Annotated in this window: 26 protein-coding genes; 17 read left to right on the plus strand and 9 right to left on the minus strand. The window is 56.6% G+C overall.

Translation table 11 applies throughout. The features are described 5' to 3' along the window. Window positions 1-8 precede the first annotated feature (8 nt). From fliF to MKFW12EY_RS08660, 15 genes are all read left to right on the plus strand, one after another. Entirely contained in the window at window positions 9-1,751 is a 1,743-nt protein-coding gene (gene fliF, locus MKFW12EY_RS08590; RefSeq protein ID WP_054758661.1) for a flagellar basal-body MS-ring/collar protein FliF, read from the plus strand. Beyond that, window positions 1,744-2,751, plus strand: a complete 1,008-nt coding sequence (gene fliG / locus MKFW12EY_RS08595; RefSeq protein WP_054758662.1) for a flagellar motor switch protein FliG — start codon at window positions 1,744-1,746, stop codon at window positions 2,749-2,751. Before fliF ends, fliG begins: the two co-directional genes overlap by 8 nt. Beyond that, window positions 2,738-3,445 (plus strand): flagellar assembly protein FliH, encoded by a 708-nt coding sequence (locus tag MKFW12EY_RS08600; protein WP_221054371.1) that lies wholly within the window; start codon window positions 2,738-2,740, stop codon window positions 3,443-3,445. The genes fliG and MKFW12EY_RS08600 overlap by 14 nt, the downstream gene beginning before the upstream one ends. Then, window positions 3,442-4,788: a flagellar protein export ATPase FliI gene (fliI, locus tag MKFW12EY_RS08605; protein WP_064025133.1), complete on the plus strand. Its 1,347-nt coding sequence runs from the start codon at window positions 3,442-3,444 to the stop codon at window positions 4,786-4,788. Before MKFW12EY_RS08600 ends, fliI begins: the two co-directional genes overlap by 4 nt. Then, window positions 4,788-5,240 carry a flagellar export protein FliJ gene (gene fliJ / locus MKFW12EY_RS08610; protein WP_054758664.1) on the plus strand — a complete coding sequence of 151 codons (453 nt, stop codon included), beginning with the start codon at window positions 4,788-4,790 and terminating at the stop codon, window positions 5,238-5,240. Before fliI ends, fliJ begins: the two co-directional genes overlap by 1 nt. A 27-nt stretch (window positions 5,241-5,267) precedes the next feature. Beyond that, window positions 5,268-6,626: a flagellar hook-length control protein FliK gene (locus MKFW12EY_RS08615; RefSeq protein WP_221054372.1), complete on the plus strand. Its 1,359-nt coding sequence runs from the start codon at window positions 5,268-5,270 to the stop codon at window positions 6,624-6,626. 142 nt (window positions 6,627-6,768) lie between these two features. Further along, window positions 6,769-7,200, plus strand: a complete 432-nt coding sequence (gene rpsF, locus MKFW12EY_RS08620) for a 30S ribosomal protein S6 (RefSeq protein WP_054758674.1) — start codon at window positions 6,769-6,771, stop codon at window positions 7,198-7,200. A 24-nt stretch (window positions 7,201-7,224) separates the two neighbouring features. Beyond that, a complete protein-coding gene (gene rpsR, locus MKFW12EY_RS08625; RefSeq protein WP_054758676.1) occupies window positions 7,225-7,455 on the plus strand; it encodes a 30S ribosomal protein S18 in 231 nt (76 codons plus the stop codon). Window positions 7,456-7,482: 27 nt separating this feature from the next. Further along, entirely contained in the window at window positions 7,483-8,391 is a 909-nt protein-coding gene (locus MKFW12EY_RS08630) for a DUF2232 domain-containing protein (RefSeq protein WP_054758679.1), read from the plus strand. A 46-nt stretch (window positions 8,392-8,437) separates the two neighbouring features. Continuing rightward, complete coding sequence (rplI, locus tag MKFW12EY_RS08635) at window positions 8,438-8,884, plus strand: 50S ribosomal protein L9 (RefSeq protein ID WP_064022018.1); 447 nt, start codon at window positions 8,438-8,440, stop codon at window positions 8,882-8,884. A 4-nt stretch (window positions 8,885-8,888) separates the two neighbouring features. After that, window positions 8,889-9,830 (plus strand): ADP-glyceromanno-heptose 6-epimerase, encoded by a 942-nt coding sequence (gene rfaD / locus MKFW12EY_RS08640; protein ID WP_221054373.1) that lies wholly within the window; start codon window positions 8,889-8,891, stop codon window positions 9,828-9,830. 96 nt (window positions 9,831-9,926) lie between these two features. Continuing rightward, complete coding sequence (ppsA, locus tag MKFW12EY_RS08645; protein WP_221054374.1) at window positions 9,927-12,320, plus strand: phosphoenolpyruvate synthase; 2,394 nt, start codon at window positions 9,927-9,929, stop codon at window positions 12,318-12,320. Between the two features lie 224 nt (window positions 12,321-12,544). Beyond that, complete coding sequence (gene waaA, locus MKFW12EY_RS08650) at window positions 12,545-13,810, plus strand: lipid IV(A) 3-deoxy-D-manno-octulosonic acid transferase (protein ID WP_221054375.1); 1,266 nt, start codon at window positions 12,545-12,547, stop codon at window positions 13,808-13,810. A gap of 85 nt (window positions 13,811-13,895) precedes the next feature. Then, complete coding sequence (locus MKFW12EY_RS08655; protein WP_054758681.1) at window positions 13,896-15,107, plus strand: argininosuccinate synthase; 1,212 nt, start codon at window positions 13,896-13,898, stop codon at window positions 15,105-15,107. 136 nt (window positions 15,108-15,243) lie between these two features. Continuing rightward, entirely contained in the window at window positions 15,244-15,852 is a 609-nt protein-coding gene (locus tag MKFW12EY_RS08660; RefSeq protein ID WP_245006471.1) for a hypothetical protein, read from the plus strand. Window positions 15,853-15,929: 77 nt separating this feature from the next. Here MKFW12EY_RS08660 and MKFW12EY_RS08665 read toward each other — a convergent pair whose 3' ends face one another. Beyond that, window positions 15,930-16,265, minus strand: a complete 336-nt coding sequence (locus MKFW12EY_RS08665; protein WP_054758685.1) for a c-type cytochrome — start codon at window positions 16,263-16,265, stop codon at window positions 15,930-15,932. 213 nt (window positions 16,266-16,478) lie between these two features. Beyond that, a complete protein-coding gene (gene cysG, locus MKFW12EY_RS08670) occupies window positions 16,479-17,864 on the minus strand; it encodes a siroheme synthase CysG (RefSeq protein WP_221054376.1) in 1,386 nt (461 codons plus the stop codon). A 73-nt stretch (window positions 17,865-17,937) separates the two neighbouring features. Here cysG and MKFW12EY_RS08675 point away from each other — a divergent pair, with 73 nt between their 5' ends. Then, on the plus strand, window positions 17,938-18,168 hold the full coding sequence (locus tag MKFW12EY_RS08675) for a sulfurtransferase TusA family protein (RefSeq protein WP_064022011.1): 231 nt from the start codon (window positions 17,938-17,940) through the stop codon (window positions 18,166-18,168). A gap of 5 nt (window positions 18,169-18,173) precedes the next feature. On the opposite strand, the gene MKFW12EY_RS08680 is transcribed toward MKFW12EY_RS08675, so the two are convergent. Continuing rightward, window positions 18,174-18,827, minus strand: a complete 654-nt coding sequence (locus MKFW12EY_RS08680) for a histidinol-phosphatase (RefSeq protein WP_054758689.1) — start codon at window positions 18,825-18,827, stop codon at window positions 18,174-18,176. A gap of 153 nt (window positions 18,828-18,980) precedes the next feature. Here MKFW12EY_RS08680 and rppH point away from each other — a divergent pair, with 153 nt between their 5' ends. Then, window positions 18,981-19,508, plus strand: a complete 528-nt coding sequence (gene rppH / locus MKFW12EY_RS08685; RefSeq protein ID WP_064023519.1) for an RNA pyrophosphohydrolase — start codon at window positions 18,981-18,983, stop codon at window positions 19,506-19,508. Here rppH and MKFW12EY_RS08690 read toward each other — a convergent pair. From MKFW12EY_RS08690 to ilvD, 6 genes are all read right to left on the minus strand, one after another. Then, on the minus strand, window positions 19,505-20,293 hold the full coding sequence (locus MKFW12EY_RS08690) for a metallophosphoesterase (RefSeq protein WP_054758690.1): 789 nt from the start codon (window positions 20,291-20,293) through the stop codon (window positions 19,505-19,507). The two genes, rppH and MKFW12EY_RS08690, sit on opposite strands and share 4 nt — an antisense overlap. Before the next feature lie 3 nt (window positions 20,294-20,296). Further along, window positions 20,297-20,749: a GDP-mannose mannosyl hydrolase gene (locus MKFW12EY_RS08695; protein WP_054758692.1), complete on the minus strand. Its 453-nt coding sequence runs from the start codon at window positions 20,747-20,749 to the stop codon at window positions 20,297-20,299. 31 nt (window positions 20,750-20,780) lie between these two features. Then, window positions 20,781-22,097, minus strand: a complete 1,317-nt coding sequence (gene argA, locus MKFW12EY_RS08700) for an amino-acid N-acetyltransferase (protein WP_221054377.1) — start codon at window positions 22,095-22,097, stop codon at window positions 20,781-20,783. A 212-nt stretch (window positions 22,098-22,309) separates the two neighbouring features. Next, window positions 22,310-23,137, minus strand: coding sequence for an AlbA family DNA-binding domain-containing protein (locus tag MKFW12EY_RS08705; protein ID WP_054758694.1), 828 nt, complete (start codon window positions 23,135-23,137; stop codon window positions 22,310-22,312). Window positions 23,138-23,167: 30 nt separating this feature from the next. Continuing rightward, window positions 23,168-23,671, minus strand: a complete 504-nt coding sequence (locus MKFW12EY_RS08710; RefSeq protein ID WP_221054378.1) for a rod shape-determining protein — start codon at window positions 23,669-23,671, stop codon at window positions 23,168-23,170. A gap of 118 nt (window positions 23,672-23,789) precedes the next feature. Further along, window positions 23,790-25,640 (minus strand): dihydroxy-acid dehydratase, encoded by a 1,851-nt coding sequence (gene ilvD, locus MKFW12EY_RS08715; protein WP_054758698.1) that lies wholly within the window; start codon window positions 25,638-25,640, stop codon window positions 23,790-23,792. Between the last annotated feature and the right edge of the window lie 75 nt (window positions 25,641-25,715).

Consider the following 25,715-nt stretch of genomic DNA (forward strand, 5'->3'; position numbering starts at 1 on the left):
AGCCGGCCATGAGCGAGTTGGACAGAAATCTACCGATGGATTCGCGGCCGCAAGCGACGGCCGAGAACGGTAAAATGCAACAGGCGCTGACCAGCCTGAGCAAGTTGCCGGTGTCGCGCCAAGTCGGTCTGATGCTGGGGTTGGCGCTGAGCGTGGCCATCGGCGTCGCGGTGGTGCTGTGGTCGCAGGCGCCGGCTTACGATTTGCTGTTCGCCAGCGTCGCCGAAAAGGATTCGGCCGAGATTCTCGATAGTCTGGCCAAATTGGGCGTGGACTACAAAGTCGAGACCGGCTCCGGCGCGATCATGGTGCCGGCCGATAAAGTCAGGGAATTGAAGCTGAAGCTGGCCGCGCAAGGTCTGCCGCGCAGCGCCAGCCTGGGCTACGAACTGTTGGACAAGGAGAACGGTTTCGGTACCAGCAAGAGTGTCGAACAAATGCGCTTTCAGCGCGCCTTGGAAGGCGAAATCGCGTTAACCATCCAAACCATTCAAAACGTCAAGGCCGCCAAAGTCTTGCTGGCGATTCCGGTGCAATCGGTGTTCGTCCGCGAACGAAAAAAACCCAGCGCATCGGTCGTGGTCGAGCTCTACCAAGGGCGCTCGCTGGAAAAAGAGCAAATCGAATCGATCGTGCATCTGGTGGCGTCCAGCGTGCCGCTGATGGAAGCCAGCCAAGTCACCGTGGTCGACCAAAAGGGCCGGCTGTTGAACAGCAAAGAAGGCGGCGAAGACATTTCGCTGTCCAGCAAACAATTCGAGTACAAGAAAAATATCGAAGAACACTTGCGCGAGCGCATCGAGAATATCTTGACGCCGCTGGTCGGCGGCGATGGCATGCGCGCGCAAATTTCGGCCGACGTAGATTTTACCGTCACCGAAAAAACCCAGGAGATGTTCAATCCGGATTTGCCGGCCTTGCGCAGCGAACAAACTCAGGAAGAAACCAATTCTTCGTCTAAAGTTCAAGGCGTGCCGGGGGCGTTGTCCAATCAGCCGCCGCCGACCGGCGTCGCGCCGGAAGTGGCCAGCGGCCAGGAAAAATCGGCGACCGGCGAATCCGGTGCGGCCAGCAAGTCGGCTACGCGCAATTACGAATTGGATAAAACCATCACCCATACCCGCTTGGCGACCGGGGCGTTGCGCCGGCTGTCGATCGCGGTCGTGGTCGACGACAAAAAAGTGGTGCAAGCCGACGGCAAGGTCGCGCAACAAGCTTATTCGCAGGAAGATTTGAACCAACTCCGGGATCTGGTCAAGCAGGCGGTGGGTTACGATAACAGCCGCGGCGATCAGGTCACGGTAACCAATGTGGCGTTCAAACTGCCCGAGGCGTTGGAAGACCTGCCTTCCGAACCGATTTGGGACCAACCCTGGTTCGCCAGCGCGCTGAAGCAGTTGGGTGCGGTGTTGGTGGTGCTGCTGCTGATCATGGGCGTGTTGCGGCCGGCGCTGAAAAGTTTGATCACCAAAGAAGAACAATTAAAGGCTCTGGAAGAAGCGCGGGCGATTGCCGAAGCCACCGGCGGCGTGGTGCGTTTCGACGAAGAGGGTCGGCCGGTCGCGGTTCCGGTCGAGGTCGACCAGGAAACCGGCGAAATTCATGCCTTGCCGAGCGCGATGGAAGACTTGTTATTGCTGGAAGCGCCGCAAAGCTACGAGAAACGTTTGGAATACGTACAAAAAATGATCGACGAAGACCCGAAATTGGTCGCGCAGGTCATCAAATCCTGGTTGAAAGACGATGGCTGAGGACGACAAGTTTAACAAAGCGCAACGCGCATCTTTGCTGCTGCTGGCGGTCGGCCAGGATAGGGCGGCGTCGGTGCTGCGGCACATGGGGCCCAAAGAAGTGCAGTTGGTCGGCTCGACTATGGCCCAGCTCGGCTCGATCACGTCCAGCATGATCGACCAAGTGTTGGAAGAATTCATCATCGAAATCAAGAACGAAACCGGCCTGGGCCTGGATTCCGACGAATACATCCGCAATATGTTGACCAATGCTCTGGGGGCGGACAAGGCGGGCAGCATCATCGACCGCATTCTGCTCGGCGCCAACAGCAAGGGTATCGAGCAGTTGAAGTGGATGGATACTCGCGCGATCGCCGATTTGATCCGGCTGGAGCATCCGCAGATCATCTCCATCATTTTGTCTTTGCTGGACGCCGACCAGGCCGCAGACGTGCTGACTCTGCTGCCGGAAAACATGCGGTCCGATATATTGATGCGGATCGCTACGTTGGAAGGCGTGCAACCGGCGGCATTGCGCGAGTTGGACGACATCATGGAAAAACAACTGACCGGCAGCGAAGGCGTCAAGTCTTCGCAAATCGGCGGTATCGACGCCGCAGCCAACATCCTCAACTTCATCGAAAGCGGCATCAGCGATCCGATGATGCAGGATATCAACGAAATCAACTCCGATCTGGGCCAACGCATCCAGGACAAGATGTTCGTGTTCGGCGATCTGATCAACGTCGACGACCGCGGTATTCAAACCCTGCTGCGCGAAGTTTCCACCGATCAATTGTTACTGGCATTGCGCGGTGTCGAGGCGGCGCTGCGCGACAAAGTGTTCGCCAATATGTCGCGCCGCGCCGCGGAAATGCTGCGCGACGATCTGGAGGCTGCACCGCCGGCACGGCTCAGCGAAGTCGAGGCTGCACAGAAAGATATCCTGGCGATCGCCAAACGCTTGGCGGATGCCGGCGAATTGAGCTTGGGCGGCGGCGGCGGCGATGAGTTCGTCTAAACCCACCAAGTTTTCCGAAGACGAATTACAGGCCTTGAATCCCTGGACCGGCCTGCAGGATTTCAAGGCGCCACCGCATTCGGAGCCGGTGGAATTGGAACAGGCGACCGAAGTTTTGACGGTCGAACAGATCGAGGAAATCCAAAAACAGGCTTACGAAGAAGCCTTCGAACAGGGTCGGCAACAAGGTTTTGCCGAGGGCAGGGCGGAAGGCCTGGAAGCCGGTCGCAAGCAAGGTTACGAGGAAAGCCTGCATCTGCTGCAAACCCAGGCCGCCGAATTGGCCGGTTTGCTCGACGCGTTAAGCGAACCTTTCAAAAAGCTCGACGATGCCGTGGAGCAGGAATTGGTGAAACTGGCGATTGCCATCGCCAGCCAATTGATCCGGCGCGAGCTCAAATCCGAACCCGGCGAAATCGTTGCCGTGGTCAGGGAGGCCATCAAAGTCCTGCCGCTGGCTGCGCAGAAAGTCACCGTGAATTTGCACCCCGAGGATGCGGCATTGGTACGCAGCGCGCTGAAATTGGACGAGAGCATGCCGCCTTGGCGGTTGCAGGAAGATCCGTTGTTAAGCCGGGGCGGCTGTATCGTCGAAACCGAAGTCTCCCGAGTGGACGCCAGCGTCGAAAGCCGGCTGGCGGCCGTCATCGCCAACGTGCTGGGCGGCGACCGGCGCGAGGACGTCGAGAAATGATTCCGAATGCCGACCGTTCCGAGTTGTGGTTGGCCCGCCTGCGGCCTTACCGGCAACGCTTGCACGAGCCGCTGGAAATGGTGGTCGAGGGCAAATTGTCGCGCATGGTCGGCTTGACTCTGGAGGCGGAGGGTTGCCGGGCTGCCATCGGTTCGTTGTGCCAAGTCGTCACCAAGTCCGGCAAAATCATTACCGCCGAAGTGGTCGGTTTCAGCGGCGCCCATCTTTACCTGATGCCGACCGGCGACACCCACGGCCTCGAGCCCGGCTGCCGGGTAATTCCGATGGGAAAGAACAGTTTGGCTCGGGTTGGATTCGGTCTGCTGGGCAGGGTGCTGGACGGTTCCGGCTATCCGTTGGACAACAAAGGCCCGCTGGATACCGATGCCAAGGTGTCGTTGGCCGGCACTCCAATCAACCCGTTGAGCCGCAAACCGATCCGCGAAGCCTTGGATGTCGGCGTCAGAGCGATCAACGCCGTCCTCAGCGTCGGCCGCGGCCAGCGGATGGGCCTGTTTGCCGGCACCGGGGTCGGTAAAAGCGTGCTGTTGGGGATGATGACCAAATTTACCAACGCCGACGTGGTCGTGGTCGGGCTGATCGGCGAACGCGGCCGCGAGGTCAACGAATTCGTGTTGAAAATTCTGGGCGAGGAAGGCTTGCGCCGGGCCGTGGTGGTGGCGTCGCCGGCCGACGACTCGCCGTTGATGCGGATGCACGGTGCGATGTTGGCGACCAGTATTGCGGAGTATTTTCGCGACCAGGGCCTGGATGTTCTGCTATTGATGGATTCTTTGACGCGCTATGCCCAGGCCTACCGGGAAATCGCGTTGGCTATCAACGAGCCGCCGGCGACCAAGGGCTATCCGCCGTCGGTATTCGCCAAACTGCCGCAACTGGTGGAACGGGCCGGTAACGGCGACGAGGGCGGCGGTTCGATTACGGCTTTTTATACAGTTCTGGCCGAAGGCGACGACACCAACGATCCGATATCCGATGCGGCACGCGGCGTTCTGGACGGCCATGTCGTATTGTCGCGCAGCCTGGCGGAATCCGGACACTATCCGGCCATCGATATCGAAGCGTCGATCAGCCGGGTGATGCCGGACATCGTCGAGGCCGAACACATGCAGATGGCGCGGGACTTACGCCGGCTGTATTCGATTTACCAGCAGAACCGGGATTTGATCAGTGTCGGCGCCTACCGCGCCGGCTCCGATCCGCGTATCGATCGCGCAGTGGCCAAGAACGCCGCGATCATGGACTTTCTGCAACAGAGTATGGACGAGTCGGTCGATCTCAGCCGCAGCATTAGCGAGCTGGCGCAATTATTGGCAAGCTGATGAAAAAGTCGCAACGCCTGAATGTGGTCATCGAACTGCAAGCCCGCCAGGAACAGGATGCGTTGGCGGCATTGGGCGCCGCTCAACAACGCTTGCGCGAACAGCAAGCGCAATTGGATAGCTTGCAGAATTACCGGGTGGAGTATTTGCAAAATTTCGCCGCGCGCCAGCAAAGCGGAATACCGGTCAGCCAACTGCTGGAGTTCAGAGCGTTTTCGGAAAAACTGGACAGCGCAATCGATAGCCAACGGCAGGTGGTAGCGCAATACGAACGCGAGGTACAACGGGCACGCAAGCATTGGGAAGATTCCCGGCAACGGACCAAAAGTTTGCGGAAAGTCAGCGAGCTGGCGTTGGCCGAAGAAGTCAAAATCGAACAAAAGCGGGAACAGGCCGAGCAAGACGACCGGGCTGCGCGCATGGTAAACGGCAATGGCACGGGAAGTGCTTGATGCCAGAAAAACGTCAGGAGAATGGTCATGAATATACAAAGCTCTAATCCGCTGTCGATGCTGGCCGCGTCAGATGCGGCGGCCGGTTTGGGCGCCGGCATGCTCGGCGACGGCACAAATGCCGGCCTGTTTTCCGCAACTTTCCTGGATCAACTGGCGCAACTGCAGCAATGTTTGGCAATGAAGGTCGCCGGAAACGGCGGCGAATTGGCGAATTTGCCGCAGTTGGGCGGTTTGTCTGCCGAAAATTTGACCGGCCGCAACCTGCAGGAATTTGCCGCTCTGTTCGGCAATAACGTGCCTGCGGCAACCAAACTCGATCAAGATATCGATTTGGACGATACGATGGCGGCTTTGGCCGACGTCTTGCAGTATTTGCAGAACCTGGATGCTGCACCGGCCGTGGCGCAAACCGTCGCTGCCGATTCCGGTGCGCCGGCCGCAGGCGCTGACGTTGAGGCCAAAGCCGATGCCGCAGCCGATGCACAGACGGCCGCTATCGTCGGCTCGCCGCTTCAGAATTTCACTAAACCGGCCGAAACGCCGATGACTCAGGAAGCGGTGTTGGACGACGCGTTGAAAAATGCCGATGCGCTGGGTCAGGCCTTGGCCGTGGTCAAGAAAAATGGGTCGGACTCGGTCGGGCAAAACCGGCAAGACGCTACGTCGCTGCTGGGTAAAGGCGAGCCTTCGGCTGCGTCCGCTGCCGATGCCGGTCTGGCGCAGGCCGTGTCCGGCCAGAACGCCGCCGGGCAAGGTACTCAGGATAACGCCAGCAACGAACCGGCTGCCGAGCCCGATGTGCTTGCGCCGAAAAGCGCCGCGGTTTCGGCCGAGCACGGCAAGGGATTTTCGGCGCTGGCGGCCGATATCGCCCAGTTGTCGAAATCGGCCGACGCGGCCGCACCCACTGCCGCGCCGCAAATTTCCAGGCATTTGAACCATCCGGAATGGAATGCCGAACTCGGCGAAAAATTGCTTTGGATGCACAAACAGGATATCCCGTCGGCCGAGATCCGGCTTAACCCCGAACACATGGGGCCTATTTCGATCAAAATCGACGTCAACCAGGATCAAACCAGCGTGTCGTTCACCACTCAGCATGCCGGAGTCAAAGAAGCCATCGAAGCTGCCTTGCCGAAACTGCGCGAAATGTTGAGCGAGCAAAAATTGGATTTGGCGGACGTGAACGTATCCCAACAACACGCCGAACAAAAACAGGGCCGCGAATCCTACCAAATGGCCGGCGACCAGCGCCGGAGCGGCAATCAAGATCCCGATTCGAACGACACCGCGGCCACCAACGCCGCCGCGGCCAACATTCTGGACGAAATCGAAGCCGGCCGCGCCATCGCCAGCAACGGTTTGCTGAGCCTGTTCGCCTGATCCCCGACCGGCGTTGCCGCAAAAATCGCTTTGCAAAAACAACGCCGGTTTCTATAATGCCCAGCTTTTTGGGGTCTTATGGCTCCGAATCCTTGCTTCACTGCCCGCGGGCGGGAAGCTTTTCAAACCGTAAGGAGAAATCATGCGACATTATGAAATCGTCTTCTTAGTCCATCCTGACCAAAGTGCTCAGGTGCCGGCTATGGTAGAACGTTATAAATCCACCGTTGAAGAAGCCGCAGGCAAAATTCACCGGTTGGAAGACTGGGGCCGTAGACATTTGGCCTATCCGATCAAGAAAATTCACAAAGCGCACTACGTGCTGATGAATATCGAATGCGACCAAGCCACTCTGGAAGAACTGGAAGCCGGTTTTCGCTTCAACGACGCGATTCTGCGTAGCCTGACCTTGACGAAAAAGGAAGCTATCACCGGTCCTTCCGTGATTGCCACCAGCGGCAGCGACGGCCAGAAATCGGCCGGCCGAGCCAAGGGAGAAGCCGAAGAAGAAGTGGAAGCTGAAGCTGAAGTCGAAACCAGCGACGAAGCTGAAGTAGTCGCCGATTCAGAGTAACCCAACTTAACGTAGAGAATTTTCATGGCACGTAACAATATCAGACGTAAAAAAGGTTGCCGTTTCAGCGGCGAAGACGCAATCGTGATCGATTACAAAGATCTGGATTTGCTCAGCGAATACATCACCGAAACCGGCAAAATCATTCCGAGCCGGATTACCGGTACCAGCGCGAAATACCAACGGCAGTTGACTGCAGCAATCAAACAGGCTCGTTTCCTGGCTTTGTTGCCGTTTTGCGACGCGCATAAGTAACGGATTCGCAGCGCGGAGGAAGCAGGCATGCAATTCTTGGCCGCTTTCATCATGAAGGGAAGGATGCAAGCGATGACCGTTGCATCCAGTTTGGCTTTGTTTTCCCTGCTGTTCCCTCCGATAAGTATCGTTAGTTCGGCCTCGCTCGCATTGGTCACGTTGCGGCGCGGAGCCGGCGAAGGCATGTACGTGTTGGTGTGCTCCTGCTTGGCGGCCGGGATATTGAGCCTGCTGTTGCTAGGTAACTACCAATACTCGTTGATGTACGGTCTGGCGTTCTGGTTGCCGGTGTGGTTGATCTCGATCGTGCTGCGCGAAGGCAGGCATCTGGTCGTGGCAATCGAAATCGCCGTGTTGCTCGGAGTCGCCGCAGTATTCAGCATTTACAGCTTTCAGGAACATCCGGCGCAATTTTGGCGGCAAGTCCTGGAATTCATGATTCAGCCGATGCTGAGCGGGCAGAGCGATGCCGCCGTAGAGCAGATTCATCAATCCGCCGACACGTTGGCGCATTACATGACCGGCGTCGCGGCGGCGGGCAGCGTTTGCGGCTTGTTGTTGGGGCTGTTTTTGGCCAGATGGTGGCAGGCGGCGCTGTTCAATCCCGGCGGCTTCAGAAGCGAGTTTCTGGCTTTGCGAGCGCACATGCCGTTCACGCTGGTTACGCTGGCGCTGATGGCGGTGGCCTGGTTGAGTCCGGAAGGCATTGCCGAATTTTGCTGGAACGTGTTGTTGGTTGCGTTCGTGCTGTACGTCTTCGTCGGTACTGCGGTGCTGCACGCGGCTTTTGCCAACAGCAAGGGCGGCCGGTTCATGGTGCCGTTCCTGTATATCACGCTGATGTTGGTGCCGCACGTGACTGCCGTGGTCGTCCTATGCGGCTTGAGCGATACTTGGCTGGATTTGCGAAACAAATTTAAACCCAATGGAGCGTAAAGCTCCCGATTTTTCGACATTCGAGTCGAACCAAGAGGTATAAACGATGGAAGTCATTCTTCTGGAAAAAACCGCCAACCTGGGCAACCTGGGCGACAAAGTCACCATTAAAGCAGGTTATGGCAGAAATTACCTGATTCCGCAGGGTAAAGCCGTTCCGGCAACTCCGGCTAAAATTAAGGAATTCGAAGAGCGCCGCGCCGAGTTGGAAAAACAAGCTGCCGAGAAATTAGCCGCTGCCAACGCTCGCGCCGAAGCTTTAAGCAAGTTGGCTATTACGATTGCCCACAAAACCGGCGATGAAGGCCGTCTGTTCGGTTCGGTCGGTACTCAGACCATTGCCGATGCGATTGCCGCGGCCGGCGTCAACGTCGAAAAACACGAAGTGCGCCTACCGAACGGCGTGATCCGTAACATCGGCGAATACGACGTCGCGATTAATTTGCACTCCGACGTCGTCGCCACGCTGCCGATCAAAGTCGTAGCGGAGTAAACCCTTGATCATCGTAACCGGTGGCGCCGGCTTCATCGGCAGTAATCTGGTATTGGGTCTGAACGCCCGCGGTTACGATGACATCGTGGTGGTCGACCATTTAAGCAACGGCGTTAAATTCCGCAATCTGGTCGATTGCCGCATTGCCGACTATCTCGACCGCGCCACTTTTCTGGAACGCTTGCAACAAGGCGTGTTCCGGGCCGAATCGATAGAGGCCGTATTCCATCAGGGGGCCTGTTCCAGCACTACGGAATGGGACGGACGCTACATGATGGAAAACAATTATGAATACAGCAAAACCCTGTTTCATTATTGCCAAAGCCACAAAATCCCATTCATCTATGCATCTAGCGCGGCAACTTACGGCGCCGATCTAACCTTCAAGGAAGAACTGGCCTACGAAGGGCCGTTGAATGTGTACGGTTATTCCAAGTTTCAATTCGACCAATATCTGCGCCGCCAGACCAAGTTGACGGCGCAGGTGGTCGGTCTGCGTTATTTCAACGTTTACGGGCCGCGCGAGGCGCACAAGGGCAGCATGGCCAGCGTGGCGTTTCATTTGCATAACCAGATCCAGCAATCCGACGAGCTGAAATTGTTCGAAGGTTGCGACGGTTATGGCGACGGCGAACAACGCCGCGATTTCGTCTACGTCGGCGACGTGGTTGACGTGAACTTATGGTTTCTGGATCATCCCCAAGCCAGCGGCATCTTCAATTGCGGGACCGGCCGCAGTCAGACTTTCAACGACGTCGCCAACGCGGTGATTCGTTACTACCAACGCGGACATATCCAATACATTCCGTTTCCGGAGCATCTGAAAGGTTGCTACCAGAGTTTTACCGAGGCCAATCTGGAAAAACTCCGAGCCGCCGGTTGCAACCATCAGTTTAAAGCGGTGGAAGAAGGCGTGCAGCTCTATATGGAGTGGCTGAACCGATAGCGTTAGCCCCGCTCATTCCGAAAAATCCTGGTTACGGTCGCATTCCAAGCGCGTATGCTTATAGCGATAAGCATAAAAACAGCCAAGGAGCACCAAATGTCCCAAGCCTACCGATACATTCGTTGGTTTAACCAACTGAGCATCCAGGATATCCCGCTGGTTGGCGGCAAGAACGCGTCGCTCGGCGAAATGTACCGGGCCTTGGCCGGCGAGGGCATCCGGGTGCCGAACGGTTTCGCGATCACTGCCGAAGCCTATCGCTACCTATTGGATCAAGCCGGCGCCTGGCCGCGGTTGCACGAACTGTTGGACGATGTCGACGCCGATGACGTCGCCGATCTGGCGCGCCGCGCCCAACAGGCGCGCGAGCTGGTCTACGCTGCGCCGCTGCCGGCCGATTTGCAGGCCGAGATCAACGCCGCATTTGCCGAGTTGCAGTGCGAATATGGCGCCGACATGAGCGTTGCGGTACGCAGTTCGGCCACTGCCGAGGATTTGCCCAACGCCAGTTTCGCCGGCCAGCAGGATACCTATCTGAACATCCGCGGCGGCCAGAGTTTGCTGGATGCCTGCAAGCGTTGCTTTGCCAGCCTGTTTACCGACCGGGCGATCCATTACCGCATCGACCAGGGCTTCGACCATTTCAAAGTGGCGCTGTCGATCGGGATCATGAAAATGGTGCGTTCGGACCTGGCCGCCAGCGGCGTGATGTTTTCGTTGGATACCGAGTCCGGATTCAAGGATGCAGTGTTCATTACCGGCGCTTACGGCTTAGGCGAAAACGTGGTGCAGGGGGCGGTCGATCCGGACGAGTTTTACGTGCACAAACCCACCTTCGCTCAAGGTTACCGCGCGGTGCTGCGGCGCAATCTGGGCGCGAAAAAAATCAAGATGGTCTACAGCGACGGCAGCACCCGCGAACCGGTGCGCAATGTCGCTACTGCCAACGACGAGCGCCGCCGCTTCTGCATCAGCGATGGCGAGGTGCTGGAATTGGCCGATTATGCGATCAAGATCGAACGCCATTACGGCCGGCCGATGGACATGGAATGGGCCAAAGACGGGCTCGACGGCCGGCTCTACATCGTCCAGGCTCGACCGGAAACCGTGGCTTCGCAACGTAGCGGCAATGTGTTGGAACAATATCGATTGTTGGGGCAGGGCCCGGTCGTCGCCCGCGGTCACGCCGTCGGTAGCAAGATTGCGGCCGGCAAGGCGCGGGTGATCGCCGGCGTTGCGCAATTGTCCAGCTTCAAGCCCGGCGAGGTGTTAGTCGCCGACATGACCACGCCGGACTGGGAGCCGGTCATGAAAACCGCCGCGGCGATTGTCACCAATCGTGGTGGCCGTACCTGCCATGCGGCGATCATCGCTCGCGAACTGGGCGTGCCGGCGGTGATCGGTTGCGAAAACGCGACGACGGCAATCGCCAGCGGCAGCGAAGTCACGGTCAGTTGCGCCGAGGGCGATGCCGGCAAGGTTTATCAAGGCCGAGTCGAATTCGATGTGTTGCGGACCGATCTGGCGCAAATGCGGCGGCCTAAGACCAAGATCATGCTGAATCTGGGCAATCCGGAACTGGCCTTCAAGCATAGCTTCCTGCCGAACGACGGCGTCGGCCTGGCGCGGATGGAATTCATCATCACCGAATACATCAAGGCTCATCCGCTGGCCTTGATTCATCCGGAGCGAGTCCGAGATGCCGGCGAGTTGCAGCAACTAAACCAATTGACCGAGGGCTACGCCAAAGCCGAAGAGTTTTTCATCCAGCGCCTGGCCGAAGGCGTGGCGACCATCGCCGCCGCGTTCTATCCCAAACCGGTCGTGGTCAGGATGTCCGATTTCAAAACCAACGAATACTCCACTTTGCTGGGCGGGCGTTGGTTCGAGCAGGACGAGCCCAATCCGATGATCGGCTTTCGCGGCGCCTCGCGTTACGTGCATCCGGCCTACGCCGAGGGCTTTGCGTTGGAATGCGCGGCGATGAAGCGGGTGCGCGAGACGATGGGATTAAGCAACCTGATACTGATGATCCCGTTTTGCCGGCGGCTGGACGAAGCCGAAAAAGTACTGGCGGCAATGGCCGGCCACGGCTTGAAGCGCGGCGACAACGGTTTGGAAATCTACGTGATGTGCGAGATTCCCAATAACGTGATTCTGATCGATGAGTTCGCCAAATTGTTCGACGGTTTTTCGATAGGGTCCAACGACTTGACCCAATTGACGCTGGGCGTCGACCGCGATTCGGAAATCGTCGCCAACGACTTCGACGAGCGCGACCCCGGCGTCAAAACCATGATCCGGCTGGCCGTGGAAGGCGCGCGCCGCAACGGCCGCCATTCGGGTTTGTGCGGCCAGGCGCCGTCGGATTATCCGGAAATGGCCGAATATCTGGTCGAAATCGGTATCGATTCGATGAGCCTCAATCCGGACACGGTGCTGGCGACGACGCAACGGGTATTGGCGTTGGAACAGCGCTTAGGGCGGTAGCCAAGCGATTGCTTGCATAGGCCGCTGTTGTTGCCGCGCAAGCCGGCAGTTGCCGTTTTCTGTGTGGTTGCCGGAGCGGAGGTGCAAAAACCGCGCTATGCCATTTCTCCAAACTGCGTTGTTATAATTTCCGCCTATTACTCGGGAGAACTCCATGCCGGATTTTCTGCTTCATGCCGCACGCCAGGAAACCGCTACGCCGGCCGGCGCGGGTTAATTTGCTTATGAGAATCCTCTACACGCTGCTGTTTCATCTGGCGTTGCCGATGGTGTTGCTTCGCTTGTATTGGCGCGGGGCCAAAGCTCCCGAATACCGGCGGCGCTGGCGCGAACGCTTGGGGATTTACCCGTTTCAATCGCGGCAGGGCGTACTCTGGTTCCATGCGGTATCGGTCGGCGAAGCCGAGGCGGCGTTTCCGTTGATCAAATTGATGCAATCAAGATATCCGGAACTGCCGGTTTTGGTGACGACGACTACGCCGACCGGTTCGGCCCGGGTGCGAGCGGTTTTGGCCGAGCGTGTCGAGCATGTTTACTTGCCTTACGATTTGCCGATCGTAGTGCGACGCTTTATCGCGCATTTCCGGCCGCGTCTGGCCGTGGTGATGGAAAAGGAGATCTGGCCGAATCTGTTTGCCGCTTGCGCCGAGGCGGCCATACCGTTGTTTATCGTCAATGCGCGTTTGTCGGCGAGGTCGGCGCGCTCTTACCAAAAAATTCCGGGCTTGGTGCGGCCGGCTTTGGCCAGTGTCGTAGCGATTGCGGTGCAAACCGATGAAGATCGCGCCCGGTTTATCGAGATCGGCGCTGAACCCGGAAAAGTTCGGATGCTCGGCAATATCAAATTCGACGTCACCATCGACCCGGCGGCGGTTGCGAAAGGGCAAAGCTTGAAGGCGCAGGCGTTTGCGGGGCGCTGGGTATTGGTCGCGGCCAGTACCCATCACGGCGAAGAGGATGCGCTTGCCGACTTGTATCCGCAACTAAAAGCTGCGCTACCCGAGTTGTTGCTGCTGATCGTACCGCGCCACCCCGAACGCTTCCAGCCGGTCAGAACGTTATGCGAGCAACGCGGTTTGCGCGTGGTGATGCGTAGCGAGCAGCAGCCTTGCAGCGCACAGACCGACGTTTATATCGGCGATAGCATGGGCGAATTGAAAATGCTGTATGCCGCGGCCGATGCCGCATTCGTCGGGGGCAGTTTGGTGCCGGTCGGCGGGCACAACGTGCTGGAACCGGCGGCTGTCGGCGTACCGGTAGTGTTCGGTCCGGAAATGTTCAATTTTCAGGAAATTGCCGAGCGCATGCTTGCCGCGGAAGCAGCGATTCAATGCGCCGATGCCACAGCATTGTCGGCCGCGGTATTGCGCCTGCATCGGGACGGCGCGTTTAAACACCGTCTGGTGGGCAACGCCAGGCAGTTTGTTGCCGACAATCAAGGTGCGGCTGAGCGGACCGTTGCGTTATTGGCTGAAAGTTTAAAGGTTTGAACCCGGCTCGGCGGTTTGGCGGAAAGCGCGCGGTGTTTTCCGTTATAATTCGTCGGTTTTTAATTTTTTAGGTGTATAGCGGATTATGTCGGATATTAAAAAAGTGGTGCTGGCCTATTCGGGCGGTCTGGATACTTCAGTAATCTTGAAATGGCTGCAAGACGTTTACCAATGCGAGGTGGTGACGTTTACCGCCGACATCGGCCAGGGCGAAGAGCTGGAGCCGGCACGGGCCAAGGCCAAAGCAGCCGGCATCAAGGAAATCTATATCGACGATTTGCGCGAGGAATTTGCCCGCGATTTCGTATTTCCGATGTTTCGCGCCAATACCATTTACGAAGGCGAATATCTGTTGGGTACCTCCATTGCCCGGCCGCTGATCGCCAAACGTTTGATCGAAATCGCCAACGAAACCGGTGCCGACGCGATTTCCCACGGCGCTACCGGCAAAGGTAACGACCAAGTGCGTTTCGAGCTGGGCGCTTACGCCTTGCGTCCGGACATTAAAGTCATTGCGCCATGGCGGGAATGGGATCTGAATTCCCGGCAGAAGCTATTGGATTACGCCGAACAACACGGTATCTCGGTCGAGATGAAGAAGGGCAAATCCTCGCCGTACTCGATGGACGCCAACTCGCTGCACATCTCTTACGAAGGCCGGATTCTGGAAAATCCGTGGACCGAGCCGGAAGAAGATATGTGGCGCTGGAGCGTGTCGCCGGAAAACGCTCCGGATCAAGCCACTTACGTCGAATTGGACTATCGAAACGGCGATATCGTCGCTATCGACGGCGAACCGCATACGCCGCACCAAGTCATGGAAAAACTGAATAAAATCGCCGGCGCCAACGGCGTGGGCCGTTTGGATATCGTCGAGAACCGTTACGTGGGCATGAAATCGCGCGGCTGCTACGAAACTCCGGCCGGTACCGTGATGTTGAAAGCCCATCGTGCGATCGAATCTCTAACGCTCGACCGGGAAGTGGCGCATTTGAAAGACGAATTGATGCCGCGCTACGCCTCGCTGATTTACAACGGTTACTGGTGGAGCCCGGAGCGCAAGATGTTGCAAACCATGATCGACGCCTCGCAAGTCAACGTTAACGGCAAAGTGCGGGTCAAGTTGTATAAAGGCAATGTGATTGTGGTCGGTCGCCAATCCGAAACCAATAGCTTGTTCGACGAAAATATTGCGACCTTCGAGGAAGACGGCGGCGCTTACAACCAAAAAGACGCCGAAGGCTTTATTAAGCTCAATGCGCTGCGGATGCGGATCGCCGCAAAAAAAGGCCGTTGAAGGCGAGGGCAGAAAACAGGACATTTTTATTCAAGCTTGTATAATGCCCCGATAACTTACCGCCGGCCGTACGGTTTTCTTGGCCGGCGGGCGGTAAAGCTTCCCGATTAGCAACATTAAAACAATAATGAGCGACATGCCTGAGATTAATCTGGATGAAGTCACCAGCGACAAGCGTGAGATTGTCTATTTGCGGACCGCAAACCAGCATCAGGGATTGGTAAAAGCCAACCGCGTATTGTTACTGTTGGTGATGGGATTGATGGCCGTCGTATTCGTGCTGGGCTTTGTGTTGTTGCCCCGGCAAAACCTGCTGACCGAAATCCAAAAACATCAAGCCATTTCCGCGGTTTATGCTACCCAGAATCCGGCGTTATCGGCCGAGATCAGCGCCTTGAAAGGGCAATTGTTCGGTTTGTTGAGCGGCTCTATCGAAAGCAAATTGCGCACCTTGGAAGAGAATATCAAAAAAGGCAGCGTGGCCGATTCTTTGGATACGATACGCGATTTGAAAGGCGACGTAAAAATTCTGACGACCTATTCGATCGACTCTCCGGCTAGAGTCGACGGTGCCGCAGTTAACCAAGCCTTGATCAAGGAATTGAACGATGTGAAGGATTTGGTTTATCTGACCTTCGTCTCTTGCGGTTTGATGATCGCGGCCATTGCCGGAGTTTGGTTGCGTAGCCGCTACCGTCTAACGCATCAACGCAGTAGCCAGACTTATCTCGGCAGAGGCGATTAGCCCGCTTTTATGTAGGCAACAAAAAAGCCGCTATCCGTTTGGATAGCGGCTTTTTATTTGCCTATTGATGGCTACGATTATTTTTTCAGATATTCGTAAACAGCGTCGATAGCTTGGTCTTCAGTGTAACCGGCTTTTTTGACAGGACCGACTTCCATGATTGCTGCGGTCGCTTTAGGCATGCCGTTTTTGCCGTTTTTCAGAACGCTGGAGAACTGGTCTTTTGGCAGTTTGCCGGCTTTGATCAGTTCTTTCAGTTGTGGGTTGGAAGCGATGTCATGGCAAGCGCCGCAACCACGGCCGAAAGCGCGCTCGTAAATTTTTGCGCCGATTTCTTCCGCTTCGTTAGCTGCAACTTGGCCGCTGATCGCGATAAGAGCTGCGCCTACTAATAAACCGAATGATTTTTTCATTTTCTTCTCTCGTTGTGTTTAAAAAAAGAACTGCATATTGTCGTTTTGAATAAGCAGCTCATTGGGAAGTTAAGCGGGTAAAGGATAGGGAACTTTAGCAAAAAATTCAATCGATTTTCTGTTTCGCTCCGGCCTTTAACCCGCTTGCGGCCTGATTTTTCCAACCAAAACTTAAATTTGGCTGAAATCGGGAAATTGTCCCGCAACCGCCCATCAGACGGGTTGAAACCACTCCAATTGCTCGCGCAAGCGCACGACGGTGCCGACGATAATCAGGGTCGGCGGCTTTATATCGGCATTTTCCACTTTTTGCGGCATATCGCTCAGCGTTCCGGTAATCACACGTTGGTGGCGAGTGGTGCCTTGTTGAATCAGTGCAATCGGTTGGTCGGGCGGACAGCCGTGTTCGATCAAGGATTGGCAAATGTTTTCCAGTCCGACCAAGCCCATGTAGATCACGATGGTTTGGTTGGGGGCCGCCAATTGGCTCCAATTCAGATTGATATTGCCGTCTTTCAAATGGCCGGTAACAAAGGTGCAGGATTGGGCGTGGTCGCGATGGGTCAACGGGATGCCGGCATAGCTGGCGCAACCGGCTGCTGCGGTGATGCCGGGTACCACTTGAAACTGAATACCCTGTTGCAGCAACGTTTCGATCTCTTCGCCGCCGCGGCCGAAAATAAACGGGTCGCCGCCTTTCAAGCGCGCCACCCGTTTGCCGGACAAGGCCAGGTCGGCGAGTAGCTCGTTGATGGATTCCTGCGGCAGACTGTGGTTGCTGCGTTGCTTGCCGACGTAGATTTTCTCGGCGTCGCGGCGGGCCATTTCCAGAATCTCTTTGGAAACCAGCCGGTCGTAAACGACCACGTCCGCCTGTTGCATCAACCGCAAGGCGCGAAAGGTGAGCAGGTCCGGATCGCCCGGTCCGGCGCCGATCAGATAAACTTCGCCGCGGGGGAGAGCCTGTTCGGCCGCATCGAGTTTGGCCCGCAATTCGGCGGCGGCTTGGTCGCGGCGCCCGGAAAATACCAACTCGGCGATATTGCCTTGTAGCGCGTCTTCCCAAAATACTCGGCGCCGCGCCGCTTCCGGCAAGCGTTGTTTGACCAAAGATCTGAATTCTTCGGCAAATTGCGCCAGCAGGCCAAAGGCGCCGGGAATGGCGGCTTCGACCTTGGAACGCAGCAAGCGAGCTAAAACGGGCGATACGCCGCCGGAAGATACCGCGACGGTCAATGGCGAGCGGTCGACGATGGCCGGAAAGATGAAGCTGCATAAGTCCGGATTATCGACCACGTTGACCGGTATGTTGCGCGCATTTGCCGTTTGTGCGACCGCTTCGTTGACGCTTCTGGTGTTGGTAGCGGAAACGGCCAGACACATGCCGTCCAGATCGCTAGCGGCGAAATTTCTTTGCAACAGGGTAACCCGGCCCTCGCTTGCCAACTCGGCAATGCTGTTGCCGATCTCCGGCGCGACCACGCTAATTTTGGCGCCGGTTTTTAGCAATAGCTCAATTTTCCGGCTGGCGATTTCGCCGGCGCCTACCACCAGACAAGGCTGGTCTTTGAGTTTTAAAAATAGCGGAAAGTAATCCATGGTCCTTGATTTTCGCGGTCTGGGGTTGATGTTATGATACTCGGCGTTAAGTTAGGATTGAGCGAATACCGATATGATTGAATTTGATTTGGAAGTCGACGCCAGCGGTTTACAGTGTCCGTTGCCGTTGTTGCGCCTGAAAAAAGCCATCATGGAAATCAACAGCGGCTCGGTGGTCAAGGTGATTGCCACCGATCCGGCCGCTCATTTGGATTTCGGCGTTTACATCGATCAAGCCGGCCATCAATTGGTTCACAATTTAAAAGACGCCGACCGGCAAATTTTCTACATCCAAAAAAAATAACCCGCTTAGCGCAGGCTGATGATAGGCCAGTTGGCCAGCTCTGCAGCTTGGCGCAACTTTTCGTCGGGATCGACGGCGACCGGCCGGTCCACCAGATTCAACAGCGGCAGGTCGTTGTGAGAGTCGCTGTAAAAACAGGAACCCGCCAGCGTTTCCGCCGATTCTGCCAACCAATCCCGCAATAGCTCGACTTTACCTTGTTGAAAGCAGGGCGTGCCTTCGAATTTGCCGGTATAGCGGCCGTCTTTGAATTCGGGCGTCGTCGCCAGCAAGTTGTCGATGCCGTAAAGTTTCACGATCGGTTCGGTCACGAACCGGTTGGTCGCGGTAATCACCAGCAGCGTGTCGCCGGCCTGGCGGTGCCGGTCTATTAGTTCCCGTGCCGCCTCCAGCATGATCGGTTTAATCAAGCTGTCGATAAATTCATCTCGCCAGCGATAAAGCTGTTCGGCATCGTGCCGCGCCAGCGGCGCCAGCGAAAAATGCAGAAATTCGACGATGTCCAGCGTGCCTTGTTTGTAATCCTCGTAAAACTTTTTATTGGCCTGCTCGTAATGGTCTTTGTCGACGATGCCGCGATCGACCAAAAATTGCCCCCATAAAAAATCGCTGTCGTCGGCGATCAGCGTGTTATCCAGATCAAAAATCGCTAAGCTCACGGCAAACCTGTCGTCGTAAAGAAAAAGATAAGGCCTGTAGCGTCGGCCGAGTATTTGTGGAACAATTGCGGCATTAATTTTAATGGCCGCACCGTTGTTGATTTTAACATTCCGGCATTAACAACCGGGCGGCAAATGATACAGGTTTTTTACATGATAGACTCGAAAGGATACCGGCCGAACGTCGGGATTATCCTTTGCAATGACGAGGGTCGTGTGTTTTGGGCCAAGCGCAAGGGCGCAAATTCGTGGCAGTTTCCGCAGGGCGGAATCGACGGCGACGAGGACCCGGAAACCGCGATGTACCGGGAGTTGTGGGAGGAGACCGGACTGCGCGCCGAACATGTGCAATTGCTGGGTAGAACCCGTTACTGGTTGCGCTATAAATTACCCGACCGTTATATCCGCAAAAATTCCACGCCGCTATGCATCGGACAAAAGCAGATTTGGTTCATTTTGCGCCTGAACACCGACGAGTCGATGGTGCGCTTCGATTGCGGACACAAACAGGAATTCGATAGCTGGAAATGGGTCGAGTATTGGTATCCGCTGAAGGACGTGGTCTACTTCAAACGTCGCGTTTACCGCAAGGCGATGGACGAGTTGGGCGCTTTGCTGATTGCCAACGATGTCGGCGTAAATGCCGAAAGTTATTTGTCAGGCAGATTGGAGGCCGGCTAGTAACTGTTTAAATCCAGCCGCAATTCCGGCTGTTCGGCAGCGATCCTGTGGCAGGCCGTTTTCAGGCTGCCGTCGGCGTACAGTTCGAACACGCGGTAACCCGGGGGCTTGATATCCAATGCAAATTCCGTTGCGCCGGGCTTGAATTGGAAGCAACTGGCCGGTGCCGAGACGATTTGGATAGTCCGCTGTTGCTGGGCAATTTCCTGATGCACATGGCCGCAGGTAATGGCTTTGACTTGCGGATAGTTTTCCGCAATCCGTAACAATTCTTCGCCGTTCTCGATCATCATCGTATCCATCCACGGGCTGCCGCTGGCAACGCATTGGTGGTGCACGGCCAGCAAGGCCGGCAAAGCGCAAGCCGCCAAGGTTCGATCTAAAAAGTCCAATTCCTCGCCGGTCAAATAGCCGCCGGGACTTCCCGGTTTTTGGCTGTTCAAACCGATAATTTGCCAATCCGGAAATAACCATTGCTTGCGGCAACTCAACGCGCCTGCGTTCAATTCGCGCTGCATTAACGGCCAATCGTCGTGGTTGCCGGGCAGGCACAAGCAGGGCGTAGCGTAATGGCGTAAATGGCCGGCGATACGGCGGTAACTGTCAGGAGTGGGGTCTTGGCCCAAGTCCCCAGTCAATAAAACCAAATCGAATGTGCCGTGGCTTTGAAACGCTTCGTTCAAGATTCGCGCGAAGTAATATTCGGTATCCACGCCCAACAGCGTGTCGCCGGCATGCGGCAGGACATGCAGGTCGCTTAGTTGCAGGACTTTCAGCGCGGGCATGGCTTAACGCAGATAAGGGAAGTAGGCTTGGCTGTTCGGGTGTACCAAGCTCAACTCGTCGTCGGCACCGATCCATTTGTAGGCACTGTGTTGCTGAGCCGGTAGCCGGGACGACTCTATCCCCAGACTCAGTTGGTAGCCCAACACCACGTAATGGGTGTTGATGCCCGGCGCGTCGGCAAAATTGGTGTCGTATAGATGGGTAAACGCACCCAATAAGCGGCCATCGGCAATGTCGCGGGCGTCGCCCAATTCGGTTGCAGTGATACGGCGGAAGGCTTGTTCCAGCGTTTCCGATTTGAAAATTCTGCCGCCCGGTACGAACCAATAGCCTTGGGCCGGCTGATTGACGCGTTGGCCCATCAGAATCTTGCCGTCAGTAGAGCTGACGATCAAATCGATCGATACCAGCGGTGTCAAATTAACTACGTTAAGAAAGTCCTGTTTGGCGAGCATTGATTCCCTCCGGGGCAAGCGCGAATTCGAATTAAAGTACGTCTTTATACAATAACTTGGAGTTGCGTTGGTAGTTGTAGGCGCTCTGCATCGGCGCGGGCAAATCCTCGACCGAGCAGGGTGTGAAGCCGCGCTCGACGAACCAGTGCAAAGTCTGGGTAGTGCGGACGAACAGACGGCGGATGCTGCGGGTCCGAGCCTGGCTGACCAGATAGTTCAGCAGGCTGTCGCCGCGGCCGCCGTTGCGGTAGTCGTTATGGACCGCCAAGCAGGCCAATTCGGCACTGCCCGCATCGGCCATAATATGGAATGCGGTGCAGCCGATGATCAGGCCGTCGCGCTCGATGACGATGTAATCGCCGATTTCCATCTCCAATTTTTCCCGCGAACGTTTGACCAGGATGCCCTGGGCTTCCAGCGGTTTGATCAGCTCCATGATGCCGCCGATATCGTCCAGCGTCGCCGGCCGAATGGTTTCGAAGGCGGTGGAACTGACCAGCGTGCCGACGCCGTCGCGGGTGAATAGCTCCAGCAGCAATGCGCCGTCGACATGGCGGTTGATCAGGTGGGCGCGCTGCACGCCTTGCCGGCAGCTTTGCATCGCCGCCGTCAGCGATCGGGCCACGGCGTCCGGTAGTGCCGGGGTTTTATTCAACAATTCAGCGGCTTGCTCGGTAGTTAGTTGCAATAGCGCTGCGCCGGACGCCGGGTCTATGCAGCTTTGTTCGGTCAATAAAATCAGTTTTTCGGCCTGCAACGCAATGGCCACTTCGGTCGCCACTTCTTCGGCCGACAAGTTGAACACCTCGCCGCTGGGCGAATAGCCGACCGGCGAAATCAGCACCACATTGTTTTGGTCCAGTTGCTGGTGAATGGCCTGAGCATCGATCTTGCGCACCGTACCGGTGTAGCAATAGTCGATACCGTCCAGCACGCCAAGCGGTTTTGCCGTGACGAAGTTGCCGGAGGCGACGCGGATTTGGGCGCCGGCCATCGGCGAACCGGAAACGCCCATCGACAACAACGCTTCGATTTCGACTCGTACCAGGCCGGCCGCCTGTTTGACATATTGCAACGTGGTGGCGTCGGTGATCCGCAAATGGTGGTGGAATTTTGGCGTATCGCCGTGTTCCGCCAATTGTTCGTCGATCTGGGCTCGGATACCGTAGACCAGCACCAGCCTGACGCCCAGGCTTTTCAACAGCGCGAAATCGTGAATCAGATTGTCGAAATCGGCTTCGCCGACCGCATTGCCGCCGAAAAAAATCACGAAGGTGCGATTGCGGTGGGCGTGGATATAGGGCGACGAATTTCTGAACCAGGCGACGAAGGTAGACTGTGGTGCCATTCGGTAGGTATCGTAAAAAGTTAAGACTCAAGCCTATTCCGCCGGGGCGGGGCAGAATGGGAGTATCAAAAAATCCTGGGATGAATTTGCCCGATTTTCCCCGCCGGAACCCAGCTTGCGCGGGATGTCATTTACCATCAAGTGATTGGCAAATCGCAATCGGTTAGTTTAACCGTCTGCCGCAAAGGCCGCTACCCGCACGGGCAAACCGATTACTTCAAAGATTTCCAGCGGCCGGCGACGTAATCCAGCGCTTCCTGGATATTCAGGTCGCGGGTGCCGCCGCCGGTACGGACGAAAAACTTAGGGGTGTTGGCGATATTGAGAAACACCGGCCGCAAGGCCGGCGAAACGATCACCCGGCACACGTCTTTGTTATCGATCCTGTGAAACAGAATATGTACGAAGCGGCACAAGTCGGCACCCAAGTTCTCGGCGATCGCCGTAATCAGGGTTTGCTCGAAACCGTCCTGGTCGCTCTTTTTCAAGGTCTGAAAGTCTTGCTCAAGGCCGACGATCTCGCCGTTGTCGGCCACGCCGATCAATAAGGTGCCGCCGACGTGACTGTTGAAAAATCCGGCCAGCGTTTTCAACACCACGCCTTCCAGGGAACGGTTGACGCGTTGTTCCTGCAAATCCCAGCGTAGCGTCGATTTGAATTCCAGCAACGGCCCTTCGCCCTGGCGGATGATGGTCGGCAAGTCTTTATCCAACTCGGCTTTCAGCGCATCCAAGTCGACCAGGCGTTTATGCAGCACCTGGTAAAAACCGAGCGACAGCAAACCCAGCAGCGCGCCGATTTCGGCATAGAACAGGATTAGATTGTTCTGGTTGATCTGCCCCGTCATCACCTCGGCAAATTGGCCGATGACGAATTCTATCGACGAAATTGGATCGGCATTACGTTCGCGCGAGCTGATGTAATCGTAACTGGGCGCCAACAGAAAAATCCCCATCCCGGCGCCGATCCAGGCGGCCAGAAAATAGATTTTCAGTTTTTGCTTCCAGATGTTCAGCAGCAGCAGGAAAAAACGTTTCACGGCGGAGTTGGGATTTTGAATCGAGTCGCGTTAGGGGAACAACAGCCGACCTTGTTCGGGAAAGCTGTGTTTGCGTAGTTGTTCTGTCGTCAAGCTCGGGCCTTGCCAAACGTAGGCTCGGGATGCGCCGGCCATGCTGGCCAATTCGGCGAAAGCGCGAATTTCGATTTGAGTTAAGCCGCCTTCCAGCATCGTTAATGGATGCATTACGACGATGGGGCGGCGCACGAAAAAGCCTAAGGGTAAAACCCGTTTGATCAGGTGCGCCAGAGTCCGTTGGGCAGCGGTGAAGTCGGCCAGCAACGTGCGTGGATGGGAGAAGCCGTTTTCGATGCGGACATTGGGCTTACCGGTTAGGTGCTTTGCCATCGATCCCACTGCAATAACTGAATCTCGGCCCCGCTTAGTCTCAATTGCCAGTAACGGCGGTTCGGCCAGTTTGCGTCCGGTTTCGGCATGGGTGATTTCGATCAACTCAGGCGTTACAGCGATGTAAAGCGTATGGCGAAACAGGTAGAGCATGGCGTCGTTCATAATTCGGCTGCGTTGGCGTTTAAAATCTGCTTATTCTACTCAACGCTGCTCAAGGGTTTGAAACCCTACAGAGTCTCAAACCCGGCTATCGCACAATTACACTGCTGCTTTGGCGAGTTCAGTCTGCTTCGAGCTTCGACAAATCCCTTACAGCACCTTTGTCGGCGGAAGTGGCAAACGCGGCGTATGCTTTTAAAGCGACAGAAACTTTGCGCGGCCGCAGCTTGGCCGGCTTCCATCCCAGCTTATCCTGCTCGGCGCGGCGTTGAGCCAATTCCTCGTCGGACAGCAAAACGTTGATAGAGCGATTCGGAATGTCGATGCGAATGCGGTCGCCGTTTTTTAGCAAGCCGATGGCTCCGCCGGCAGCCGCTTCCGGTGAACAGTGGCCGATCGACAGGCCCGAGGTGCCGCCGGAAAAGCGGCCGTCGGTCAATAGCGCGCAGGCCTTGCCCAGACCTTTGGATTTGATGTAGCTGGTCGGATACAGCATTTCCTGCATGCCGGGGCCGCCCTTGGGGCCTTCGTAGCGCACCACGACGACATCGCCGGCCTTGACTTTGTCGGCCAGGATGTTTTCCACCGCTTCGTCCTGCGACTCGACTACATGGGCATTGCCTTCGAACACCAGCAGGCTGTCGTCGACGCCGGCGGTTTTCACCACGCAACCATCCAGCGCGATATTGCCGTGCAGTACCGCTAAGCCGCCTTCTTGGCTGAAGGCGTGTTCGAACGAGCGGATGCAGCCTGCGGCGCGGTCCAGGTCCAGACTCGGCCAGCGCGCGCTTTGGCTGAAGGCGACCTGAGTCGGAATGCCGCCGGGACCGGCCAGGTAAAAGGTTTTCACCGCATCGCTGGGATTGTTCATCACGTCCCATTGCGCCAAGGCATCGCCCAACGTTTTGGCGTGTACGGTCGGGACGTCGGTGTGCAGTTTACCGGCCCGGTTCAACTCGGCCAGAATCGCCATGATACCGCCGGCGCGGTGTACGTCCTCGATATGGTATTTGTTGGTGTTGGGCGCCACCTTGCACAACTGCGGCACCACGCGCGACATGCGGTCGATGTCGGCCATCGTGAAATCGATGTTGGCTTCTTGCGCGATAGCCAGCAAATGCAGAATGGTGTTAGTCGAGCCACCCATCGCGATGTCCAATGCAATCGCGTTCTCAAAGGCCTTGAAACCGACCGAGCGCGGCAACACCGATTCGTCGTTGTGCTCGTAATATTGTTTGGCCAGTTCGACGATGCGGCGGCCGGCTTGTTTGAACAATTGTTCGCGGTCGGCGTGGGTAGCGACCACGGTGCCGTTGCCCGGCAACGACAAGCCCAGCGCTTCGGTCAGACAGTTCATAGAATTGGCGGTGAACATGCCGGAGCAAGAGCCGCAGGTCGGACAGGCCGAGCGTTCGACCGCTGCCAAATCGTTGTCGGAGACTTTGCTGTCGGCCGCCATCACCATCGCGTCGATCAAATCCAGTTTTTTGATGTCTGCGCCTTCGGCCAGACGCACTTTACCGGCTTCCATCGGTCCGCCCGAGACGAAAATCACCGGGATATTTAGCCGCATCGCCGCCATTAGCATGCCGGGGGTGATCTTGTCGCAGTTGGAAATGCAGACCAGCGCGTCGGCGCAGTGGGCATTGACCATGTATTCGACGCTGTCGGCGATCAGGTCGCGGCTGGGCAGGCTGTACAGCATGCCGTCGTGGCCCATGGCAATGCCGTCGTCGACCGCAATGGTGTTGAATTCTTTCGCCACGCCGCCGGCCAGTTCGATCTCGCGCGCGACCAATTGGCCCAAGTCTTTCAAATGCACGTGGCCGGGTACGAATTGGGTGAAGGAGTTGGCGACCGCAATGATCGGTTTGTTGAAATCGCCTTCTTTCATGCCGGTGGCGCGCCACAATGCGCGCGCACCCGCCATGTTTCGGCCTTGAGTAGTGGTATATGAACGGTATGCAGGCATGGTGATTCCTACTAAAAGTAGAAAGCGGCAACGGTAGATTGCCGCGTTGAAAAGGGTGTCGTTAACCGCGGCAGA

The organism is Methylomonas koyamae (assembly GCF_019669905.1).
GTDB lineage: Bacteria > Pseudomonadota > Gammaproteobacteria > Methylococcales > Methylomonadaceae > Methylomonas > Methylomonas koyamae.

Bases quoted from the DNA above. Each gene is read 5' to 3' on its own strand.
- fliF (WP_054758661.1), top strand. From the start codon at position 9: ATGAGCGAGTTGGACAGAAATCTACCGATGGATTCGCGGCCGCAAGCG.
- fliG (WP_054758662.1), top strand. From the start codon at position 1,744: ATGGCTGAGGACGACAAGTTTAACAAAGCGCAACGCGCATCTTTGCTG.
- MKFW12EY_RS08600 (WP_221054371.1), top strand. From the start codon at position 2,738: ATGAGTTCGTCTAAACCCACCAAGTTTTCCGAAGACGAATTACAGGCC.
- fliI (WP_064025133.1), top strand. From the start codon at position 3,442: ATGATTCCGAATGCCGACCGTTCCGAGTTGTGGTTGGCCCGCCTGCGG.
- fliJ (WP_054758664.1), top strand. From the start codon at position 4,788: ATGAAAAAGTCGCAACGCCTGAATGTGGTCATCGAACTGCAAGCCCGC.
- MKFW12EY_RS08615 (WP_221054372.1), top strand. From the start codon at position 5,268: ATGAATATACAAAGCTCTAATCCGCTGTCGATGCTGGCCGCGTCAGAT.
- rpsF (WP_054758674.1), top strand. From the start codon at position 6,769: ATGCGACATTATGAAATCGTCTTCTTAGTCCATCCTGACCAAAGTGCT.
- rpsR (WP_054758676.1), top strand. From the start codon at position 7,225: ATGGCACGTAACAATATCAGACGTAAAAAAGGTTGCCGTTTCAGCGGC.
- MKFW12EY_RS08630 (WP_054758679.1), top strand. From the start codon at position 7,483: ATGCAATTCTTGGCCGCTTTCATCATGAAGGGAAGGATGCAAGCGATG.
- rplI (WP_064022018.1), top strand. From the start codon at position 8,438: ATGGAAGTCATTCTTCTGGAAAAAACCGCCAACCTGGGCAACCTGGGC.
- ppsA (WP_221054374.1), top strand. From the start codon at position 9,927: ATGTCCCAAGCCTACCGATACATTCGTTGGTTTAACCAACTGAGCATC.
- waaA (WP_221054375.1), top strand. From the start codon at position 12,545: ATGAGAATCCTCTACACGCTGCTGTTTCATCTGGCGTTGCCGATGGTG.
- MKFW12EY_RS08655 (WP_054758681.1), top strand. From the start codon at position 13,896: ATGTCGGATATTAAAAAAGTGGTGCTGGCCTATTCGGGCGGTCTGGAT.
- MKFW12EY_RS08660 (WP_245006471.1), top strand. From the start codon at position 15,244: ATGCCTGAGATTAATCTGGATGAAGTCACCAGCGACAAGCGTGAGATT.
- MKFW12EY_RS08665 (WP_054758685.1), bottom strand. From the start codon at position 16,265: ATGAAAAAATCATTCGGTTTATTAGTAGGCGCAGCTCTTATCGCGATC.
- cysG (WP_221054376.1), bottom strand. From the start codon at position 17,864: ATGGATTACTTTCCGCTATTTTTAAAACTCAAAGACCAGCCTTGTCTG.
- MKFW12EY_RS08675 (WP_064022011.1), top strand. From the start codon at position 17,938: ATGATTGAATTTGATTTGGAAGTCGACGCCAGCGGTTTACAGTGTCCG.
- rppH (WP_064023519.1), top strand. From the start codon at position 18,981: ATGATAGACTCGAAAGGATACCGGCCGAACGTCGGGATTATCCTTTGC.
- MKFW12EY_RS08690 (WP_054758690.1), bottom strand. From the start codon at position 20,293: ATGCCCGCGCTGAAAGTCCTGCAACTAAGCGACCTGCATGTCCTGCCG.
- MKFW12EY_RS08695 (WP_054758692.1), bottom strand. From the start codon at position 20,749: ATGCTCGCCAAACAGGACTTTCTTAACGTAGTTAATTTGACACCGCTG.
- argA (WP_221054377.1), bottom strand. From the start codon at position 22,097: ATGGCACCACAGTCTACCTTCGTCGCCTGGTTCAGAAATTCGTCGCCC.
- MKFW12EY_RS08710 (WP_221054378.1), bottom strand. From the start codon at position 23,671: ATGAACGACGCCATGCTCTACCTGTTTCGCCATACGCTTTACATCGCT.
- ilvD (WP_054758698.1), bottom strand. From the start codon at position 25,640: ATGCCTGCATACCGTTCATATACCACTACTCAAGGCCGAAACATGGCG.